Origin of the sequence: Mesorhizobium sp. M1312, from assembly GCF_040318115.1 — a bacterium.
Taxonomy (GTDB): domain Bacteria; phylum Pseudomonadota; class Alphaproteobacteria; order Rhizobiales; family Rhizobiaceae; genus Mesorhizobium.
The window spans coordinates 53133-71354 of the sequence record NZ_JAMYLQ010000023.1 but is presented as its reverse complement, the minus strand read 5'-3'; the positions used below and the strand labels follow the sequence as shown (position 1 = coordinate 71354).

At 60.4% G+C, this 18222-nt stretch carries 19 protein-coding genes and 4 pseudogenes; 11 read left to right on the top strand and 12 right to left on the bottom strand.

What is annotated here, in order from left to right; translation table 11 throughout:
* Nucleotides 1–252 precede the first annotated feature (252 nt).
* On the top strand, nt 253–1389 hold the full coding sequence (locus NKH36_RS23730) for a glycosyltransferase family 2 protein (protein ID WP_352960683.1): 1137 nt from the start codon (nt 253–255) through the stop codon (nt 1387–1389).
* A gap of 49 nt (nt 1390–1438) precedes the next feature.
* On the opposite strand, the gene NKH36_RS23725 is transcribed toward NKH36_RS23730, so the two are convergent.
* The 3 genes from NKH36_RS23725 to NKH36_RS23715 form a co-directional block, all read right to left on the bottom strand.
* Nucleotides 1439–2434 carry a glycosyltransferase family 2 protein gene (locus tag NKH36_RS23725; RefSeq protein WP_352960684.1) on the bottom strand — a complete coding sequence of 332 codons (996 nt, stop codon included), beginning with the start codon at nt 2432–2434 and terminating at the stop codon, nt 1439–1441.
* Nucleotides 2435–2779: 345 nt separating this feature from the next.
* Entirely contained in the window at nt 2780–3061 is a 282-nt protein-coding gene (locus NKH36_RS23720; RefSeq protein WP_352960685.1) for a diguanylate cyclase domain-containing protein, read from the bottom strand.
* Between the two features lie 360 nt (nt 3062–3421).
* Nucleotides 3422–3826: a hypothetical protein gene (locus NKH36_RS23715; RefSeq protein WP_352960686.1), complete on the bottom strand. Its 405-nt coding sequence runs from the start codon at nt 3824–3826 to the stop codon at nt 3422–3424.
* Between the two features lie 187 nt (nt 3827–4013).
* Here NKH36_RS23715 and NKH36_RS23710 point away from each other — a divergent pair, with 187 nt between their 5' ends.
* Entirely contained in the window at nt 4014–4307 is a 294-nt protein-coding gene (locus NKH36_RS23710) for a hypothetical protein (protein ID WP_352960687.1), read from the top strand.
* A gap of 363 nt (nt 4308–4670) precedes the next feature.
* Complete coding sequence (locus NKH36_RS23705) at nt 4671–4856, top strand: hypothetical protein (RefSeq protein ID WP_352960688.1); 186 nt, start codon at nt 4671–4673, stop codon at nt 4854–4856.
* Nucleotides 4857–4915: 59 nt separating this feature from the next.
* Here the strand turns inward: NKH36_RS23705 and NKH36_RS23700 are convergent, their stop codons facing one another.
* The gene (locus NKH36_RS23700) at nt 4916–5722 is read right to left on the bottom strand and encodes a VOC family protein (protein ID WP_352960757.1); all 807 of its coding nucleotides are present in this window, start codon (nt 5720–5722) and stop codon (nt 4916–4918) included.
* 310 nt (nt 5723–6032) lie between these two features.
* On the opposite strand from NKH36_RS23700, the gene NKH36_RS23695 reads away from it, so the two are divergent.
* Together NKH36_RS23695 and NKH36_RS23690 are read left to right on the top strand one after the other, a co-directional pair.
* Complete coding sequence (locus NKH36_RS23695; RefSeq protein WP_352960689.1) at nt 6033–6839, top strand: class I SAM-dependent methyltransferase; 807 nt, start codon at nt 6033–6035, stop codon at nt 6837–6839.
* A gap of 136 nt (nt 6840–6975) precedes the next feature.
* Nucleotides 6976–7281, top strand: coding sequence for a hypothetical protein (locus tag NKH36_RS23690; protein WP_023799134.1), 306 nt, complete (start codon nt 6976–6978; stop codon nt 7279–7281).
* Nucleotides 7282–7418: 137 nt separating this feature from the next.
* Here NKH36_RS23690 and NKH36_RS23685 read toward each other — a convergent pair whose 3' ends face one another.
* Both NKH36_RS23685 and NKH36_RS34890 read right to left on the bottom strand, forming a co-directional pair.
* The gene (locus NKH36_RS23685; RefSeq protein ID WP_352960690.1) at nt 7419–8273 is read right to left on the bottom strand and encodes an aldo/keto reductase; all 855 of its coding nucleotides are present in this window, start codon (nt 8271–8273) and stop codon (nt 7419–7421) included.
* Between the two features lie 158 nt (nt 8274–8431).
* Nucleotides 8432–9006, bottom strand: a pseudogene (locus NKH36_RS34890) (Lnb N-terminal periplasmic domain-containing protein).
* Between the two features lie 589 nt (nt 9007–9595).
* On the opposite strand from NKH36_RS34890, the gene NKH36_RS23675 reads away from it, so the two are divergent.
* Nucleotides 9596–9769 carry a winged helix-turn-helix transcriptional regulator gene (locus NKH36_RS23675; RefSeq protein ID WP_352964712.1) on the top strand — a complete coding sequence of 58 codons (174 nt, stop codon included), beginning with the start codon at nt 9596–9598 and terminating at the stop codon, nt 9767–9769.
* Between the two features lie 114 nt (nt 9770–9883).
* Nucleotides 9884–11027 (top strand): annotated as a pseudogene (locus NKH36_RS23670) (MFS transporter).
* Between the two features lie 431 nt (nt 11028–11458).
* On the opposite strand, the pseudogene NKH36_RS23665 reads toward NKH36_RS23670, so the two are convergent.
* The 4 genes and pseudogenes from NKH36_RS23665 to NKH36_RS23655 form a co-directional block, all read right to left on the bottom strand.
* A pseudogene (locus tag NKH36_RS23665) lies at nt 11459–12171 on the bottom strand (ABC transporter permease).
* A gap of 96 nt (nt 12172–12267) precedes the next feature.
* Nucleotides 12268–12451: pseudogene (locus NKH36_RS34885) on the bottom strand (MFS transporter); the annotation flags it as partial.
* Between the two features lie 130 nt (nt 12452–12581).
* Complete coding sequence (locus NKH36_RS23660; RefSeq protein ID WP_352960692.1) at nt 12582–13082, bottom strand: VOC family protein; 501 nt, start codon at nt 13080–13082, stop codon at nt 12582–12584.
* Nucleotides 13063–13632, bottom strand: a complete 570-nt coding sequence (locus tag NKH36_RS23655; RefSeq protein WP_352960693.1) for a histidine phosphatase family protein — start codon at nt 13630–13632, stop codon at nt 13063–13065. Before NKH36_RS23655 ends, NKH36_RS23660 begins: the two co-directional genes overlap by 20 nt.
* A 277-nt stretch (nt 13633–13909) precedes the next feature.
* Here NKH36_RS23655 and NKH36_RS23650 point away from each other — a divergent pair, with 277 nt between their 5' ends.
* The 4 genes from NKH36_RS23650 to NKH36_RS23635 all read left to right on the top strand — a co-directional run bounded on the left by NKH36_RS23650 (nt 13910) and on the right by NKH36_RS23635 (nt 16310).
* Nucleotides 13910–14539 (top strand): ankyrin repeat domain-containing protein, encoded by a 630-nt coding sequence (locus tag NKH36_RS23650; protein WP_352960694.1) that lies wholly within the window; start codon nt 13910–13912, stop codon nt 14537–14539.
* A gap of 145 nt (nt 14540–14684) precedes the next feature.
* Entirely contained in the window at nt 14685–15074 is a 390-nt protein-coding gene (locus NKH36_RS23645) for an ArsR/SmtB family transcription factor (protein ID WP_352960758.1), read from the top strand.
* 5 nt (nt 15075–15079) lie between these two features.
* Entirely contained in the window at nt 15080–15604 is a 525-nt protein-coding gene (locus NKH36_RS23640; RefSeq protein WP_352960759.1) for an SRPBCC family protein, read from the top strand.
* Between the two features lie 130 nt (nt 15605–15734).
* On the top strand, nt 15735–16310 hold the full coding sequence (locus NKH36_RS23635) for a dihydrofolate reductase family protein (RefSeq protein WP_352960695.1): 576 nt from the start codon (nt 15735–15737) through the stop codon (nt 16308–16310).
* 67 nt (nt 16311–16377) lie between these two features.
* Here the strand turns inward: NKH36_RS23635 and NKH36_RS23630 are convergent, their stop codons facing one another.
* Nucleotides 16378–17127: a glucose 1-dehydrogenase gene (locus tag NKH36_RS23630; RefSeq protein ID WP_352960696.1), complete on the bottom strand. Its 750-nt coding sequence runs from the start codon at nt 17125–17127 to the stop codon at nt 16378–16380.
* A gap of 47 nt (nt 17128–17174) precedes the next feature.
* Nucleotides 17175–18179 (bottom strand): sugar-binding protein, encoded by a 1005-nt coding sequence (locus NKH36_RS23625; RefSeq protein ID WP_352960697.1) that lies wholly within the window; start codon nt 18177–18179, stop codon nt 17175–17177.
* Nucleotides 18180–18222: the final 43 nt, after the last annotated feature.

The following is an 18222-nucleotide window of genomic DNA, read 5'->3' as shown; positions in this document are numbered from 1 at the left end:
AAGACCACGAGGCCATGGGCACGGATGTGAGCGAATGGAAGGAAGCATGAAGGCATCCAAGTTTGGGCAGATTGGAACCAGCATATTAGCACATGTCGCCGCCGTCAGTGTGAAAGACCGGGCGAATTCTCAACGTTGAAGTAGCCGGTAGGGAGAGGCGCGGCTTGATACTATCCCGCTCGCGTATGCTAGTATTTAGGCTGGCGGCGCCCGTCTTTCTTTTATCCTCATCAAAAGCAGGTTTTTTTCGATATGCAACCCGCCGTTTCCGTCATCATTCCTGTTTACAATGCGGAAAAGACCATTCGACACACCCTTCAGTCGGCCGCGTCGCAAACTTTCAAACAGCTGGAGATCATAGTGGTCGATGACGGGTCGACCGACCGGACCGCTGAGATCGTCGAGGCATTTGCAACCCGTGATCCGCGTATTTCTCTTCTGAGACAACAGAACCAAGGGGTTGCTGTCGCCAGAAACCTGGCAATTCATGCGGCGAGGGGTGAATTCATAGCGCCGCTTGATGCGGATGATGTGTGGCACCCGACAAAGCTGGAAAAGCAGCACGGCCTGTTTCAGTCGCGGCCGTCTCTCGGCCTTGTCTACGCGTGGTATCGGGTCATCGATGATGATGATTGGGTGATCGAATGCTCGCCGCCAATTCTCGCTCGCGGGGACGTTCACAACTGGCTGCTGGTTGAGAACTTTATCGGCAATGCAAGTTCACCGCTAATCAGGCGATCAGTTCTTACGGCAACCGGGGGATACGACCCGGCACTCAGAGCCGCAGGCGCCCAAGGAGCCGAAGACTTGCAGATGCAGCTCAACATTGCCGCGATCTGCGATTATGACGTCGTTCCCGAGTATCTGATTGGTTACCGGCGATCACCATCCTCTATGTCGACCAGGTATCTCGTCATGCTGACATCGCACCGGATCGTCCTTGAAACAGTCCGCACGCGACATCCCAGGCTAGCGTCTTTCTTGTTTCGTTGGTCCGATGGCGTGGCCTCAGCGTATTACGGCACCGAAGCCGCCCGCACGTCGCCAGGCGCGGCAATCGCTCCGCTTGTCCACGCAACACGGATCGATCCGGCCGCGCTGTTTCATGTCTTCGCAAAGCCGACCGCACAAGACCTGTGGCGGCGGCTGCGTCGCTTTGTGCCGAGACTGCTTGCCGTTAAACAGCGCATGGTTCCGACCTCACCGCATTCCATCTGTACCTCCGGGCGTTTTTTTGACGCCGATCCGACCTTCATCTGCCAGCCAGTTCCTCCGGAGTGGCTTCGAAGGCGAGTCCAGGTGGCCCTCAAGACGCCGACGCCGCGCCAGCTTCGGGAGTCAGGTCCGAGGAGTATTGATCCGTCCGCCCTCGTCGAAAACTGCGCTTAGGTCCCGCCTTCGAGAAGTGCCGCCGCAAGCGCGCGAAACAGTGAAGCGCTCACCAGCTGGTCTCTTCATAAAGGGGACGGAACTCGGCGTTCTTGTTGCGCATCCGTTTCACTCCAACCTTGAGCCAGCGAGGAACCAACCTAGCCCTGCAGTAAGTGTCAACCATGTTGGGTAGGCGAGAAATCGCCGTGCGCGGATCCAGGACGAAGAGTTTCTTCGATAGATCGCAGGCCGCGTAAAGCTGCCCGCCGATCAAAGCTCTCACCGCAAGCCAATGAATCATGTCGACCAGATGGGCATCGAGATCGCTGCCGAACTGCGGATATTTTTCGCGAAACTCGGCAAGAACAATCTCACACGAACGAAGCATCTGCATGACATCGCTCGACATGTTGACGTTCGTCATCCGGTAACCCACGAGGTGCTGAGGCACGACGCGGAACTCGTAACTTTCCGCTATTCTGAGGCACATTAGAAGATCCTCGCAGCCTTGTGCGTTCCTGGCCCTCAGGGAAGGATCGAATTGCCCCGCCCGCTCGAATGCGGAGCGACGCATCAGCATCGAACTTCCGTTGCCGACAAAATTCATTCTGCACATACGTTGCAGAACGCGGCCATCGGCATCGGGCCGGTTGTATAGTGAGAATACCCGGCCGTTCTCGTCAATTTGCGCAAACCAGCAATATGCCAGGCCCGCAGAAGGGCCGCCTTCCTGCAGGGCGCGCAGCTGCAGTGCGATCTTGGATGGGGCCCAGAGGTCATCCGCGTCGACAAACGCCAGAAACTCCGCATCGGTAGAGGCCGCACCGCTGTTGCGGGCCTGCGCAACACCGGCGTTCGACTGCCTCATCAGGCGTATCCGCCGGTCTTTCTCAGCACAGGAGGCCACAATCGAGGCGGACTGGTCCGTCGACCCGTCATCCACCACGATAATGTCCAGCGCCTGATGGTCCTGCTGGCAGATGCTGGTCAAGGTGGCGCGAATGGTCCGCTCGGCATTGAACATCGGCACCACGACGCCTACCGTGGCATTGTCCTGGATCATTAGAACCTTCGTTTTCTCTGCAAGAGCCAGTAAACAACGGATGGCGCCAGCATTGCAATCAGCACCGCTCTTCAATGATCCGGGCGAATTCGAGGCAAATGAGGTCGGTCATTCAGCCTGGCCTATCGTAGCTGGCGGATTGGGAGCGTGACGGAGCAACGCCAAATCCAAAAAACAGACACATGGATCGGTCGCGTAACGCTGCCTTATTAGCCTTTACTGAATAATCCGGTCAACCGGCGCCGCGCGACGCGGATTGGCGCCGGCCCGCAACGCCGGCCTGGCGCGCGATGCCGGGCCGAGCGACGCACTTTAGCCATGTCAAGGCCAGAACGGGCATCCCGGCTATTTTTTCGGGGCTGTTACCAAGTGAATTTGTCGCTCGCCGGGGGCGCCGCTGCGCGCGACAACGACCCGGTCGCGACCCTCACCCTTGGCCTCGTAAAGCGCGTGATCCGCGGCATTCGTGAGTTCGGCCCAGCCCGCTCCATGCTCAGGGTAAGCGGCGACTCCGAACGACTGTAACAGTGCCCAGCGTCCGCCCGCGATGCGCCAAGTGAAGCTGCCTGATTGCCTGGCGCAGCGCCTCTGCTTCTGCTTAACGACGGCGTAGATTGACTTCGGCATGGCGCCCGTCTTCCTTGACCAATTAATCCCTGCAACAAAAATCAAACATGGCCCCGGTGGCAATAGACCCGCGTTCATCCTAGGCTAGGCAGCGGGAAGCGCTTTTAAGAGAGCGGCTAGTCCATCGCGGTAGGCAGCCTGGCCGTCGGCCTCACGATCCGAGGTGGGTCCGTTCGAACCGCACTTGAGGAACCAAATCAGTCCAGCGGACGGTCGGATTCGCGGAGCCAACCGACGATCTGCCGTGCTTCTCCCTCAGCCTCGTCGAGACGTGCAAAATATCCAGATGGGATATGGTGGGTGGGTCCCCATTCGGGGTCCGGATGACCGAGGTCTGGATCTGGAGGATGATCTTCTGTTCTATCCACTGAAAGAGGCCATTCTCGTTTTCTGTTTCCTGCCATAATACGTGTCCGAATATTGCAGGACGGATAGGCGGCGTTCCCGGAAGCAGTTGGGGCAAGCCAGATGTGGAGGCTCGCCGGACAGCGTCTCGGGCCGAGCTTGGTATGCATATGTTTGGCACCCGAAGTCCTTGAGGGCATACCGGCCTGCAGTCTCCGTCCAACTGTTGAACGCCTCGATCGTTTTCTCCATCTCGTGCAGTCGATCTTTTGCGTCCGTGGCGGCCTGCTGAGCCGAGAGGATTCTTTCTTGGAGTTCAATAACGGCAGCGTTGAGCTTAACGCGGTCGTCAATATTCTTTAGCCCCTTGGCAATCTCGAAAGCTGATGTCAGTGCGGCGTAGCCGGTTGCGATATCCATACCAGTCCTCCCAAACGCCCGTCACGAGACCTTCGCTCAAGAGCTCGCAAAGGGCAAGACAGCGGACGAGGCATACATCGCGGCCAACTATAAGGCGAACCGTGGCAATGCGGCGACGCTTAAAGCAAATCAAAGCGTACTGGACCGCGTATCCGAGCTCCAGGCAAAGGTTGCCAAAAAGGTCGAGGTGACGGTCGAAAGCCTCGCGACCGAGTTGGAAGAGGCTCGCGCGATCGCCATCGCCGAGAAGCAAACCAGCGCGGCCGTATCTGCCACCATGGGCAATGCGAAGCTGTTTGGTCTCGGTGTCGAGAACCGCAAGCTGAGCGGCACCATTCAGGTCGTCACCATCACCCCGGAACATCTGGACGCGCTGACAGACGATGAACTTGCACGTCTCGAAGACATCTTCGGTCCGCTTGCCGGACCCGGCAACAATGATGCGCCTGATCAGGGTGGAGAAGGCGAGGCGGCAGGCTAACGCAGAACGCCAACGCATCGCTCACAATGCGGAGCGGATGAGGGCAAGGTGCCAGACGCTCGCCGGCTTCGTTCGTTAGGCCTGGCATGTGCTGGAGCCGACCACCGAGACCGACCGGCCCTGCGCGCCAATTGCAGATCCCGGCTCCGACCGGAGCATCATTCATGCAAAAACCCGCCCCGGTCTTCGGAGCGGGTCTGTTGCCTGAGGCGGAACTCAACACATGTCCGCACAGCAAGGTCGCCTCGAGATGCTGAAGATCCGGTTAACCGGCCAAATTTGATTCAAATCCGCTTGTGGATATTTGCGCTTGGGTAAGTCGAGATGGCCACCCTTGTCGGACGGCGGGCAAAAGGAGAATCCATGACTAGCGACTTTGCCGCCGCCCACCTGCATCTTGAACGAGCCTGCCACTATTTGCGCGGCGATGACGAGACGAGCAGCACGGCTCGTGCGGCTCTGGATATCCTGATCGATGCAATTGTCGCAGCCCAGTACAAGCGTCCGCCAGCGGACGTTGTGGAATTTCCCAGGACGGCAACGCGATAGTCGGCGCTCTAAGTTAGAAAGCTCAGGTTGCCGGAAGCCGCTTAGCGGTGAGCCACCAATCAGTCGCCTGCGGCCACCATCCGCAGGCGATTTCCTTCCGGATCGGAGACGTCCAGCGCCCGTTCCGTCTGCGTTGCGGGCACGTTGGCATGGCGCAGCCGCTGCGCGACCGCTGCCATACCCTCCTGGGAAGGAAGCATGACTGTGAAATGCTCGAGGCCCGCCGAGCCGGGCGGAGGTTCCTTCAGTTCGGCGCCGGCCCAGATGTTGAATGCGACTATGTGCCGGCGCTCGTCGGTCCCGCAGTCAAACAATCCGAACGATCTGGACTGGATGTGCGGCTTGAAACCAAGCACGCCCAGATAGAACGCCATCAGCGTTTCGGGCGAGCGTGCGCGCATATGGATGTGGCCGATGAAGGCATCCGCCGTCAGCGGGGCCTCGAAACCATCCGCAGTGTCGAACTCGAGCAGCAGCCGGTCGAGGTCCAGCGGCTCGAGGCCGGAATGGGCGGTGCCGTCCCTGGCAAGAAGCGAGACGCCGCCGTCCGCCGTCACCGCGCTGGATGCGAAGCGGTCAGGCGTATCGAAACAGATCTCGATGCCGTTGCCGGAAAGATCGGAGACGTACAGGGATTCGGATACAAGATGATCCTGGGCGCCGTGCCTGACCCCGGACGCCCGAAGCCGGGCGGCAACGCGGGCCAATTCCTTGCGCGTCGTCACGTGGACTGCGACATGAAAAAGATCGCGCGACTTTGGCGGCAGCGCGGTCGTTGCTCCGGCGTGCAGCACAATAAGAGACTTGCCGTCGACGCCGAGATCGGCGATCCCGCCATCATTGGCGAGGACGGCGAGACCGACCACGTCACGCCACAGCGGCAAGGCAGCTGGGATATCGATGACGCGCAGATGAACCGGGCCGAGACGGGTGGTGTTGGCCAGCAGATCTTCGCTCTTCATCGAACACCGCCCGTATTGCAGCCAGAGAAGATTAACCGCGAACGGTATAGCTGTCTTGCGCAAAGTTCGGGTTGACCTCCTGGTGGACGGAGAACCAGTCGAGGCATCCGAGTACGACCTGGGTACACTTCCTGGGCTCTCTGTTCCTTCGCGAGAGGCGAGCGTATTCTCGCCGCGGTGCAATGGTCTGAAATGTCCCGGGGAGGAGATTGCGATGGCTGAGGCAGCACGTCACGACGCTTGGCAGGCCGGAGATAGCTACGACCTTTATATGGGGCGATGGAGCCGTCAGATCGCTCCATTGTTCCTGGATTGGCTCGATCCGGCGGAGGGTCTGGACTGGCTGGAGGTGGGTTGCGGAACTGGTGCGCTTTCTGCAGCCATCCTGGCGCGCTGCAACCCCAGGAGCCTGGTGTCCATAGACCCGTCGGAGGGCTTTCTCGCCAAGGCGCGTGCAAACGTGCCGGATAAACGCGCCGAGTTTCGCGCAGGCGATGCGCAGGCCCTGGCTGTCGGATCGGGCAGCAAGGACATGGTCGTGTCGGCGCTTGTTCTCAACTTCGTCCCCGACAAGCAAAAGGCGCTCGCCGAGATGCGGCGGGTGGCCCGCCGCGGAGCGACGATCGGGTTCTATGTGTGGGACTATCCTGGTGGCGGGGTGGAATTCATGCGGGCCTTCTGGACCGCTGCGACAGCGCTTGACCCCGGTGCTGCCGACCTTACCGAGGACAGGCGCTTTCCGTTTTGCACCCAGGACGGATTGACCGATCTCGCGGAGAAGGCCGGCTTGGTTTCCGTCGACTCCACCCGGATTGAATCGCCGGCAGTGTTCAAGGACTTTGAAGACTACTGGCACCCCTTCACCCTGGGTGCGGGGCCGGCGCCAGGCTACTGCATGAGTCTCGACCCCGCAGATCGCCAGAGATTGATGGAGAGGCTCCGCGACAGTCTGCCGCGCGGCGAGGGCGGGTCCATTCCCCTGAAAACGAGAGCCTGGGCAGTCAAGGCGAAGGTTCGCTGATGACCGCGAGCCCACGTCGCGCCAGACCGGCAGGCCGCCAACAGACTGTCCTGCGCAAAGTTCGGGTTGACCGGCCTTGTACGCGAAGCGACTATTCGTCTGGACAGCCGAGATGCAGGCTGCAGGAGGAAATGCGATGGACGAGCCCGATCGGTGGCGTCACATGTCGAGCGCGCCAAGGGATGGCAGCCGTATCCTTGTCACGGTTCGGCCGTCGGAACAGGGACCGGCGGAAGTCGACCTGGCTTACTGGTCTCGAGCCGACCAATTCGGCAGCGAGGGGTGGCGCGCTTCCGACTCGTCCCCAGGACGCGTGGTTGAATACGCTGAACCCGAGCTGAAATGCTGGATGCCGCTGCCGACAGCCAATCTGAGCAAGGGTTCATTGCCGAGCCCGTGGGACGAAGAAGATGTCCCTCTGTTGGATGGGTCGGGGATATAAGGGATGGGCTAATTTCAATAGGCGGGCGGGACAGCGCCGCCTCTGTCCTGCCCGCTTTGCCAAAACTTGGCATCTCCCCCACAAGGGGGGAGATTGGCAGCTTCGCCGTCGCATCCTCAAGCTTGCCTCCACGCCCCTCAGAACAGGAACGCAGCCGTGGCGGGGTTCGCGCCCGTACGACCGTCTGATGAATCCATGCCTCGAATGAGATCGAGGTCTGCCGCGTCCAGCTCGAAATCGAAGACATCGAAATTGGCGGCGATCCGGTTCTGGTGGATCGACTTTGGAATGACGATCGGCCCTTCCTGAAGGTGCCATCTGATCATCACCTGCGCCACGGACTTGCGATGTTTTCCGGCGATCTTTTCAAGGGTCGGGTCGCTCAACAGCCGGCCACTGCCCAGCGGACTCCAGCTTTCTATGCGGATGTTGTGCGTGCTGTGAAATTCTCTGATGCCGCGCTGTTGAAACCGGGGATGGAGTTCGATCTGGTTGACTGAGGGTGTGACACCAGTCTCGCTGATGATCCGCTCCAGATGGTCCTGGTTGAAATTCGAAACGCCAATCGACTTGATCCGGCCGCCATTCCTAAGTTCGATCAGCGTCTTCCACGCCTCGACATATTTGCCCTGGCTGGGCACTGGCCAGTGGATCAGAAACAGGTCGATCTGTTCGATCCCGAGCTTGTTCATCGTCTCGTCGAAAGCCCTAAGGGCGGCGTCACGCTGATGCGCGCCGTTGCGCAGTTTCGAGGTGATGAATAACTCGCTTCTCGGCACACCAGCCGTGCGGATCGCCTGCCCGACGCCTTTCTCGTTCTTGTAGCCTTCGGCGGTGTCGATCAATCTGTAACCGGCCTCGATTCCCCAACTCACCACTTGGTTCGTGATGGCTGGATCGACTTGCCACACGCCAAGGCCGATCTGGGGAATGGCTGAGCCATCATTCAATGTGATCTGTTCAGGTCGATTGAGGGTAATTTGTGCAGGCATGCTCAGGTCCTTCTGCATCGCTCAGCGCAGTGCTTATCTAGGCTCGGCGTCCGCCAATGCGAGTCGACAGGTGGAGAAAGTAGAAGTGCGCCGTGAGGCCGGGAGGAGATCCGATTCGAACTGGCCAGCAAAATGGTTTCCTGAAACGATTTCAGAGATCAATAAATTGGACCGGGGGATGGCACGCCAATCCGGATCAATCTCGAAAAGTCTGGCGCAAGGCCTGACTTCCGCGCACGGCCGTCGATGTGGGCTAACTCCCTCAAAGCCGACATCGGCAAGCTGACATCGAGCGCACCGCGTGCATACGCATATTCGGGAAGATAGCCGTTAACGATGAGGCGCCAGTCAAGAGGCACCACGTCACCGACCGCTCGCATCATCTTGACGATCGTGGTCGTGCAGTTCGTCGTGATGGAATTATAGAATTCTGGAGTCGTGGAAAGTGCATTTGCGTCCAAGACGTATTCCAGCAAGAGCGCCCGGGCCGCTTCCGGTGACGCTTTTAGCCGATAGATTTGGACATCCTCTCGCCGAACGTTTGACCTGACGCCGACAACGTCTCGCTCGTCAGCCGCGATAATGACCCAGGGGATTGCTTTTGAACAGGTCTGCCATGGGAGAAAACTGCCGCCTCCCTGGCGTCGCACCTCAATCGACCAGGCAAGTCACCTCCTGCAAAGCCGAAGCTTATGATGACATGGGCGATTTTGGTCCCGGACCAATAAGACATGAAGAGGTCGACAGTCTGAACGTTGGAGAGGTCGTAGGTCCGCGTTGTCCAGCGTTCGGTGAAATCAGTAGCGCTACGCCATTCGAAGTCGCGCACATCGGTCAGCCTCAACAGGTTCCCGTCGCGGGTGCCGGTCACCTGACGGGCGACGTCGGGCGCCCAGTCCGCGTGACCGAAAGGCCTGATGGTGCTCCACCAAACCAGAACCACAGCAAACGCAGCTGCAAACAGGACAAACGCCCTGATGCGATACCGGCTGAGAATGCGATGATGGTGGCGAGGCCGAACAAGATGAAAAGGACGCCGGCCAGAGCCCGTCCAAGCTCAGCCACAGGCAGACGATACCACATGGCAAGTCCGGCCCAGGCAGTCAGGATTGCGACGGCTAGCGAAAGGAGGATGGCAAGCGATATCCGAGCGATGCGACGCATTTATTCGCCCCTCTGGCGGTCTGCACTCCGGCGGCCTGTCATTGCCTGGATGCCATTTCTCACGGAACGTTCGAAAGCAACAACTCTACACGTCCATATTGGAACACCAATCGGTCCGATACCACTTTCGCCGCGGATATCCGGAACCTCATGGCTGATTGCCCTTGGAAACCGGAACACAGCACTTTAGCGAACTGAAACGCAAGATCGGTGGCGTCAGCGAACGAATGCGCGCCCAGACATTACAGTGGCTGGCAGGGGCAGGCTCTCCCCTTCCAGTCAACAAAACCGATACTCGCCTCGCTGGAATATCTAACGCGACTCCGTCATGATCTTTCCGCCTTGCCGAGCGGCGGTAACGCCGACGCAAGCCACGAGAGTAGGCTAGGCCAGTGCAGCGGATCCACCCGACGACCTTTCTTTTTGCGGCCCGAGCCCTGCGCGATATGGGCGATGGCTTCGTGGCCGTTCTGTTGCCGGTCTACCTGCTCGCATTGGGCTTCGCGCCTCTGCAGGTCGGCATCATCGCGACCGCATCGCTGCTCGGTTCAGCGCTCTTGACCATCGCCGTCGGAGTCCTTGGTGCCCGACATGATCACCGCCGTCTCCTGCTTGCCGCCACCAGTCTGATGGTCGCGACGGGTGTGGCCTTTGCCCTGGTTCATGACTACGCGCTGCTACTTGGTGATCGCGTTCGTAGGCACCATCAACCCGTCGGCCGGCAGCGTCAGCGTGTTCGTGCCATTAGAGCATGCCGTGCTCACACGCGAAGTCACTGATGCCGCCCGGACCAAGATGTTCGCGCGTTACAGCTTGGTGGGCGCGCTTGCAGGCGCCGTTGGCGCACTCGCTTCGGCGACCCCTGATCTTGTTGCTCCATCCGGCCTCGACCAACTCACCGGCATCAAGACCATGTTCGTGCTCTACGCGTTGCTCGGCCTGCTCGGCGGCCTCTTCTACGCGCGGATCCCGCAGCGCCGTCCCACGTCGGACACAAGTACCGCGTCCGCGCTCGGCCCCTCGCGCAATATCGTTCTCAAGCTTGCGGCCCTTTTTAGCCTTGATGCTTTCGCCGGCGGCTTTGTCGTCCAGTCGCTGCTTGCCCTTTGGCTTTTCGAAAAATTCGACCTGTCGCTTTCGGAAGCGGGATTCTTCTTCTTTTGGTCCGGCGTGCTTTCGGCGTTCTCATTCCCCGTTGCAGCTTGGCTGTCCCGGCACATCGGACTCGTCAACACGATGGTGTTCACACACATTCCGTCCAGCATCGCCCTGATGCTGGCGGCGCTTGCGCCGACGCTACCTCTGACACTCGCCCTGCTGCTGGCCCGCGCTGCGCTTTCGCAGATGGACGTCCCGACGCGTTCATCTTACGTCATGGCCATTGTCACGGAAGCGGAGCGGGCGGCGGCCGCGAGCTTCACATCTGTCCCGCGCAGTCTGGCCGCGGCAGCCAGTCCGGTGCTGGCGGGGGCTCTGCTTGCTGCCTCTTTCCGAGCTTGGCCCCTCCTCATCTGCGGTGCATTGAAGATCATTTATGACCTGCTGCTGCTGATGCAGTTCCGGCACTTGAAGCCCCCAGAGGAGCGGTGATGCAGCCTTGTCCGGTTCGGGCGTTTAGCCAGGAGGGATCGATCGCGGCGGCAAAGCGTTTGAAAGGTGTCGACCGTTTAGAGCTCGGAGCGTCGCATCCCTTCCTCCTGACGCTATTCGCCGCCCCTTATCCGGCATCATCGGTGCACGCCGGTGTCGATGTCGAGCGCGCACAGGAAGCCTTCCACAGCACCTGCCTGGCATACGGTCCCGATTTCGACCGGACAGCAGCAGCGGCGGGGAGGCCTCGATGGACCCCGGTTTCCTACGATGCTTTTTCGAACTATCCCCCATCGCGAATGTAAATGATGATCGCCGGGGGGCGCGAGCAATTCGTCAATTTGAAGTTCCCGGCTTCGCCGTCAGCGGACGGATTGATGGTGGCGAGTTCCATCGCTGACGACTGAGCAAACCAGGGCGACACCGTTACTTCACAGGATTTCATGGAGGGTAACGGCGACAAGGACTGCGCCGGCGACGGCTTCGACCGAGCGGGTCACGACCGCGACGAGTTTCGGACGCGATTTCAGCAGACTCATCAGCTGGCTGCGGAAGAACACCGTGACAAGGGCGACGGCCGAGAGGGTGAACCCGACTCCTGCCATCATCGCTACGGCGAACGCGATGCCTGCTTCCGGTACGCTGCGTATCATGGCGAATGTCATAACGAAAAGCGTCAGCGGGCAGGGGATTAGGCCTGCCATGATGCCAACCGCCACACCCTGCCGGTTTCCATGGGCGTGAACCGCGTGCCGGAGCGCCCGCCACACCATCCAGAGCCCTATCGCGCCGAGCAAGCCTCGGCTCAAATCTTCCAGCAATGGCGCACGGCCGACGGTTCCCAGCGCGACCGACACGAGCGGCAGCGCCAGGAGCGCGATCAGCACCGCCACGGCGACGTGCGTGAAGGAGAGTGCAAGGGACACTGTCAGGCTGCGCCCCAGTCCGGCCGATGATCCGGCGAGGTACGTGGCAAGCACCGACTTGGAATGACCGGGCGTCATCGCATGGACCGCCCCGAACACGATGCCCATCGGCAAGAAGGCCGCGAGTGCCCCCAATTGCCGTCTTGTGCGAACGTCTTTATGTGCCCGGCGAAGGCCAGATAAATGTCGCGTTGAACATCGATGATCGTCTGCAGCATGCCGGGGCTATATCCTGCTCACTCGCTGCCGCTTAAGGCTCGCGCGGCCATTCCGGATGCAGCTTATCGATTACAAAGGCGTGAGCATGGCGATGCCCGAAATGGTAACGCCGTAAACAGGGCGGCGCCCGCGATGCAGGCGAGGATCACAAATGTCGCCGATAGCCCGAAAGTCACGCCCAGCCCGAGAGCTACCGTCGCAAGCCCGGTACTGATCAGTGCGATCACCTGAGCCGCGAAGAGGATGGCGATAGGTGCGGTTTGCAAGAATGCCAAGCACGGTCGGCCTCAGAGGTGTTTCGTTATTTCCGAACGTCGCGGCCTATTATTCATCGATCAAGATCACCGTTCAGGTTCCGCCATGAGACCAGCTCGCAGAGCGTCCGCCGCCTGGCTGCGTCACCGAGCGATCATGGGTTCCATCCGCCGCTGCCGTACTGACGGGTGATGATCTCGAGAAGATGACCGTTCGGGTCCTCGAAATAAACGCCGCGGCCGCCGTCGTGGTGATTGATCTCGCCCAGCTGCGTCCGGCCAGGGTCAGCCCAGTACGGGAGATCCCGTTCGCGAATCCGACCGAAGATCTCGTCGAACTCGGCTTCGCTGACCAAGAAGGCGTAATGCTGCGGCCTAATTTCGCCGCCGGTATCCATGTAGTCGAGGTTGGCACCGTTTTCGGTCGTGGCCATCTGGAAAGGTCCCCAGCGCCTCGGGGCTGGAAGGCCAAGCATTTCCGCCAGGAACTTTGCCGACGCCTCGCTGTTGCGGGCCGGCAGTATTGTGTGGTTGAAATCAATAGCCAAGCCGTCACTCCCTTTGATCTCTCCTCGCACGTCGGTTGTTCCACGACTGAAGCGATGCTGCACGAGATGGGGTCGAAGGCCATGATGCTCAAGCCGGCGTGGCAGCATGCCCGATGACCTGCACGGGGTCAGCGTCATGAATACGGACGATGATCATTTCGCCGCTATCCGGCACCTCGCCAGTCAAGCCGGTGATGTTGACCTGATGCGTGACAAGGACGGCAGGTCCGCCGAAACGCTGCCCGCGGAGCCAGTCCAAAAGAGCGGCGGTGCGCTCCTCTGCGGCCGAACTGTCGCCAAAGAACGAATTGAGCAAATCAAGAGGCACAACTTCGCCGATCCCGAGCAGGCGAGCGGTGTCGAGGCAACGACACCACTGGCTCGAATAGACGGCTGCCGACGAGATCCCATTCGCACGGAACAGGTCGCCGATCGCGCGGGACTGCGCACGACCTTCTTCCGACAGATTCCGCTGGGTGCTGCAATCACCAAGCCTGAAGCCAGGCGGATCGCCGGAGCCTGGGGCCGCGGCATGGCGCAGCAGGGCAATGGCTTCTCCGGATCTCAGGGCTGACCAGAGCGGCTCGGTGGCGCGTGCCTTGCCGAAGGCAGCCGCTCCGAGCGACAGGACAAGAAATCGTCGACCTCCAATTCGCATCTTGCTTCTCACCTTATCCGATAGCAGCCTTGGATTCGATAGCAGCCTTGGCGAGTGTCGGCAGCTACTGCAGGTGGGGAGCCTCGTTTAGCAATGCCGGGTCGCAGTGCTCGTCCACGATCCGCCAAATGTCGAACCAGGTAGTGGTATATCCACCGTTCGGGTGCTTAGGGCTGTCGAATGAGAAAGGCTTTTCGATGGAAGCCGGTCATTCGGTGGATGTCGGCCGAACCGGAACAATGCTATCTTGCCGGGAGCATTCGGGGAGGCGACGGCATTGACCGAGAGCTTGGAAGCCGAAGGGGGTTGGTCGAATCTGCTGCTCGCGGCAGAAAGCGGCGATGCGGAGGCCGTTCGAGTGGAATTGGCGGCCGGCGCCAATATCAACGAGGCGGACGACGGCGGCTGGTCAGCCCTTCATCTCGCAGCCCTCAATGCCCGCACCGCGGCGGTCGAGGCGTTGATCGAACACCCAGCAATCGATGTGAATTCCAGAAACAAATGGAAGAGCACACCTTTGAGCCTTGCTTCGGCCAAGGGCCACTACGCCTCTATTTCAGCTCTCGTGAAACATCCCGAGATAGAGATCGATGCACGAGCCGACTACTACGGCAGAACGGCCCTTATTGAAGCGGCAAAGAACGGGCATCTGGATGTCGTCAAGTTGCTTGTCGAAAATGGCGCCGACGTGAATCTTACTGACAAGACCGGAAGAAACAACGCGCTTATCGAGGCTATCAAGGGACGGCACTACGAGGTCGCGGGATACCTGCTTGATTCCCGGAAAATGAACTTTCTCAACAAGGATATGAGACTGAACGCCCTGATCTGGGCTGGAAGCTGCCATAACCCTCAACTCATCGAAAAGCTGGAAACCTCGATTCATATTTTCTTCGAAGGCAAGTGAGGTTCCGCTTCCACCACAGTGACCATGTCCGTGTTCTTGCGCTGGCCGAATGTCCTCGATCGCCGCAGGCCGCTGTGGAGTTCCCTTCCAAGGTCATTCAACCAATCGGTTGACAATTCGGAAGCGTGTCTCCATATTCAACTACATGGTTGAATTAGAGACACCCCAGATGGACTCGGTCTTTCACGCGCTTGGCGATGCCACCCGCCGCCATATGCTTCGCGACCTCGCCGGCGGCGAGCGAACGGTAAGCCAGTTGGCGGAGCCCTTCGCCATGTCGCTCGCCGCCGCCTCCAAGCACATCAAGGCGCTGGAGAACGCAGGGCTTATCCGCCGAGAGGTGAGGGGCCGGACGCATCTTTGCCGGCTCGAACCCGGACCGCTGGCCAGCGCCCATCAGTGGCTGGGCTTCTACGAGCGCTTCTGGACCAACCGTCTCGATGTTCTCGAACGCCTCCTTCGCGAGGAGGACGCACGCAAAGCCCAGGATCATTCCAAGAAATCGCCCAACTCAAAAGAAGGAGACGACCAGTGAACCAGATGAAAAACATCGAAGCCTATGGCGAGCTGACCGAGCCCGCCACGTTCACCATCCATCGCCTTTTGCCCGGTCCCATCGAGCGGGTCTGGGCCTATCTCACCGAGAGTGACCTGCGCCGGCAGTGGATGGCTGCGGGCCAGATGGAAATGAAGGCCGGCACGTCGTTCGAGTTCATCTGGCGTAACGACGAGCTGACCGATCCGCCTGGCCAGCGCCCCGCGGGCTTTCCCGAAGAGCATCGGATGGAGGGCCGGATCACCGAGCTCGATGCGCCGCGCAAGCTCGCCATCACCTGGGGAAACACCGGCGGGGTTTCCTTCTTGCTGGAGCCGAAGGGCAACGACGTGCTGCTCACCGTCACCCATCGCCGGCTGCCGGAACGCGAAATCCAGCTCAACGTCACCGCCGGCTGGCACATGCACCTCGACATGCTGGCTGCCCGCCTCGCGGGCAAGACGCTGACCTCGTTCTGGGAAGGCTGGAGCCGCCTGCGGGAAGAATACGACCGCCGCCTGCCGGCCTGACACGATCGCGTCGGCCAATCCCTGAAGTCACCGCCCAGCCTCCACCGGCATCGGCCCTTGGAGGCTCGCACACCAGCAACGAACCGACGATGAAACGTGCTTGCATTTCGCAAGCCCGATGGAGGAAGTCATGCGCAAATTGATCACCGGAATGAAGGTTTCCGTCGACGGCAAGATGGAGGGACCCGAGGGTTACGCCGATTGGGTCGACGCGTGGTCGGAGGAGTATGGGCTGACGCCGCAGATCGATGCCTGTCTGCTCGGGAGTGTCATGTACGCCGGGTACGAGCGCTATTGGAGCGCGATCCAGAACGAGCCGGACAAGCCGCTGCCGATGACCGGCAAATTGCCGACGCCGGCCGAGCTCGAATGGGCCCGCTTTGCCGAACAGACCCCGCACTATGTGCTGTCGAACACGGTGACTTCGGCGCTTTGGCCAAAGATGCGCTTCGTGCGGAGCCTCGAAGACATCGCTGCCCTCAAGCAGCAGCCGGGGAAGGACATCTATCTCATGGGCGGTGCGCGAATGACCGCGAGCCTGATCGATGCCGGCCTGGTGGATGAACTCAGGCTGATCGTCTATCCGCTGCTCGTCGGCGAAGGGAAGGCGCTGTTTGCTACGACACAAAATCGTCGCGAGCTCGAACTGCGGAAGGTTCAGCAGCTTCCCGATGGGCGCGTGAGCCTGATCTATGGGATTGGCTAACTCAGCCGGTCTTCGCAGACCTCGCGGTGCTGCCCGGCTGAAATTTTCCTGAAAGGCAGTTTGCAGGTCAGAGCGAAACCGACAGCCCACCGTCAACGGCCAGTACATGTCCGTTGACGTAGGCGGCAGCGTCGGAGGCGAGAAACACCACGGCTCCGCCGAGCTCCTCAGGCTGGGCCCAGCGGCCGGCCGGGGTTCGTGTCTCGACCCATTTGGTGAAGGCCTCATCGTTCATAAGTGCCGTATTGAGCTCGGTGGCGAAATAGCCGGGGGCGATCGCGTTGATGGTGATGCCGTGACGGCCCAGCTCAGCGGCAGTGGAGCGTGTCAGCCCGTGCAGGCCAGCCTTTGCCGCCACATAGGCGTGAATGGTGGGACGGCCAAGTATCGCTGCAACCGATCCGGTGTTTATTATGCGCCCGAACTTGTTTGGTAGCATCAGGCGCACCGCCTCGCGCATCATGCGGAAGCAAGCCGACAGATTGACGGCAATCACATGGTCGAAATCCTCGTCCTGCCATTCGACCAACGGACTGCGATGCTGGATGCCGGCGTTGTTGACCAGAATATCGAGGCGGCCGTGGCGTTCGACGATTCCCTCGAGCGATGCCCTCGAGATCGCCGCGTCGGTGACATCGAACGGCAGGGCTTCGGCACCGATCCTTTCAGCCGCCGCGGAAAGGGCGGCCGGATCGCGGGCATTGACGATCACTGTCGCGCCGTTTTCCGCAAGTGCCTTGGCCATGGCGAAGCCGAGACCACGCGAAGCACCCGTGACCAGCGCGACACGGCCGTTGAGCGAGAACAATTCCGACATTGAGATCCCCTAGGAAAAGGGCGGGAGTTTCCTCCCGCCCAATAGCGCTATTTGGCGATGCAGGTATCCGCTGTCTCCGGAGTGCAAATGTCAAGGCCGGTGTAGGTCGGGTCGGCCGGCGGAGCTTTGCCGTCCTTCATGTCCTTCAGCGCCATCATCGTCTTGTAGCCCATTTCGAACGGCCGCTGGCCGACCTGGCCAAGCGAGAAACCTTCCTTCATCTGGTCGATCTGCACCGGAAGCGTGTCGGCGACGACCAGCGCCAGGGCCTTCGAGGCGATCTTGTCCTTGTACGGTCCGACCGCGGCGCGGTTGGCATCGGGGATGAACTGCGGGAAGCCGCCGGTTGGGATGAACGCGTCGAGGTTCGGGTTTTTCGCCATGATGTCCTCGAACTGCTGCACCGAGCGCGGGAAGTCATCGTCGGTGTAGAGTGGGCAGCCTTCGATTTCGGTCCAGCCGTTCTGTCCAGTCAGGCGGTCGCCGGGTGAGGCAGCCGATTTGGTCCCCGAGAGCGTGTCGCGAATGCCTTGCATGCGCTCATTGTGGTTGGCCGCCGCCGCGCCACCCGACTGGATACAGATCGTGCCGCCTTTGGGCTTGATCTGCATGGCGAGCTTAGCGAGGTTCGCGCCGATCTCATAATTGTGCGTGCCGATATAGGCGACGCGCAGATCCTTGTTCTCGGGCAGGAGGTCGGAGTCCCAGGTGAGGACCGGGATGCCGGCCTCCTTGGCGGCCTGCAGCGCAACCGCCATCGCCGCGGCGTTCGATGGCGACACGGCGATGCCGTCCACCTTCTTGGCCACGAGATCCTGCACGATCTGTACCTGCTCGTCGCCGCCGCCATGCTCGCCGGGGCCGATATACATGCACTCCAGGGCACCATTCGATTCGGCTTCGGCCTTCTTGCAGCCGTCGCGTGCCTGATCGAAGAAAGGATTGTTCATGTTCTTCGGCACCAGGGCGAAGGTGTATTTCGCCTCGGCGCCGGAAACGGCGAGCACCATTGCGCCAAGCGCGACAGCCGCCGTCAGCAGATGTTTTTTCATGTGATGTTCTCCTCCTTGGTGTGATGTCCCGCAGGCCTCCCGC

What these genes read in the sequence shown, in the direction of transcription:
- NKH36_RS23725 (WP_352960684.1), bottom strand. Translation starts at nt 2,434, where the DNA reads ATGATCCAGGACAATGCCACGGTAGGCGTCGTGGTGCCGATGTTCAAT.
- NKH36_RS23630 (WP_352960696.1), bottom strand. Translation starts at nt 17,127, where the DNA reads ATGTCGGAATTGTTCTCGCTCAACGGCCGTGTCGCGCTGGTCACGGGT.
- NKH36_RS23645 (WP_352960758.1), top strand. Translation starts at nt 14,685, where the DNA reads ATGGTTGAATTAGAGACACCCCAGATGGACTCGGTCTTTCACGCGCTT.
- NKH36_RS23690 (WP_023799134.1), top strand. Translation starts at nt 6,976, where the DNA reads ATGGACGAGCCCGATCGGTGGCGTCACATGTCGAGCGCGCCAAGGGAT.
- NKH36_RS23730 (WP_352960683.1), top strand. Translation starts at nt 253, where the DNA reads ATGCAACCCGCCGTTTCCGTCATCATTCCTGTTTACAATGCGGAAAAG.
- NKH36_RS23640 (WP_352960759.1), top strand. Translation starts at nt 15,080, where the DNA reads ATGAAAAACATCGAAGCCTATGGCGAGCTGACCGAGCCCGCCACGTTC.
- NKH36_RS23715 (WP_352960686.1), bottom strand. Translation starts at nt 3,826, where the DNA reads ATGGATATCGCAACCGGCTACGCCGCACTGACATCAGCTTTCGAGATT.
- NKH36_RS23705 (WP_352960688.1), top strand. Translation starts at nt 4,671, where the DNA reads ATGACTAGCGACTTTGCCGCCGCCCACCTGCATCTTGAACGAGCCTGC.
- NKH36_RS23720 (WP_352960685.1), bottom strand. Translation starts at nt 3,061, where the DNA reads ATGCCGAAGTCAATCTACGCCGTCGTTAAGCAGAAGCAGAGGCGCTGC.
- NKH36_RS23695 (WP_352960689.1), top strand. Translation starts at nt 6,033, where the DNA reads ATGGCTGAGGCAGCACGTCACGACGCTTGGCAGGCCGGAGATAGCTAC.
- NKH36_RS23635 (WP_352960695.1), top strand. Translation starts at nt 15,735, where the DNA reads ATGCGCAAATTGATCACCGGAATGAAGGTTTCCGTCGACGGCAAGATG.
- NKH36_RS23685 (WP_352960690.1), bottom strand. Translation starts at nt 8,273, where the DNA reads ATGCCTGCACAAATTACCCTCAATCGACCTGAACAGATCACATTGAAT.
- NKH36_RS23625 (WP_352960697.1), bottom strand. Translation starts at nt 18,179, where the DNA reads ATGAAAAAACATCTGCTGACGGCGGCTGTCGCGCTTGGCGCAATGGTG.
- NKH36_RS23655 (WP_352960693.1), bottom strand. Translation starts at nt 13,632, where the DNA reads ATGCGAATTGGAGGTCGACGATTTCTTGTCCTGTCGCTCGGAGCGGCT.
- NKH36_RS23660 (WP_352960692.1), bottom strand. Translation starts at nt 13,082, where the DNA reads ATGCTGCCACGCCGGCTTGAGCATCATGGCCTTCGACCCCATCTCGTG.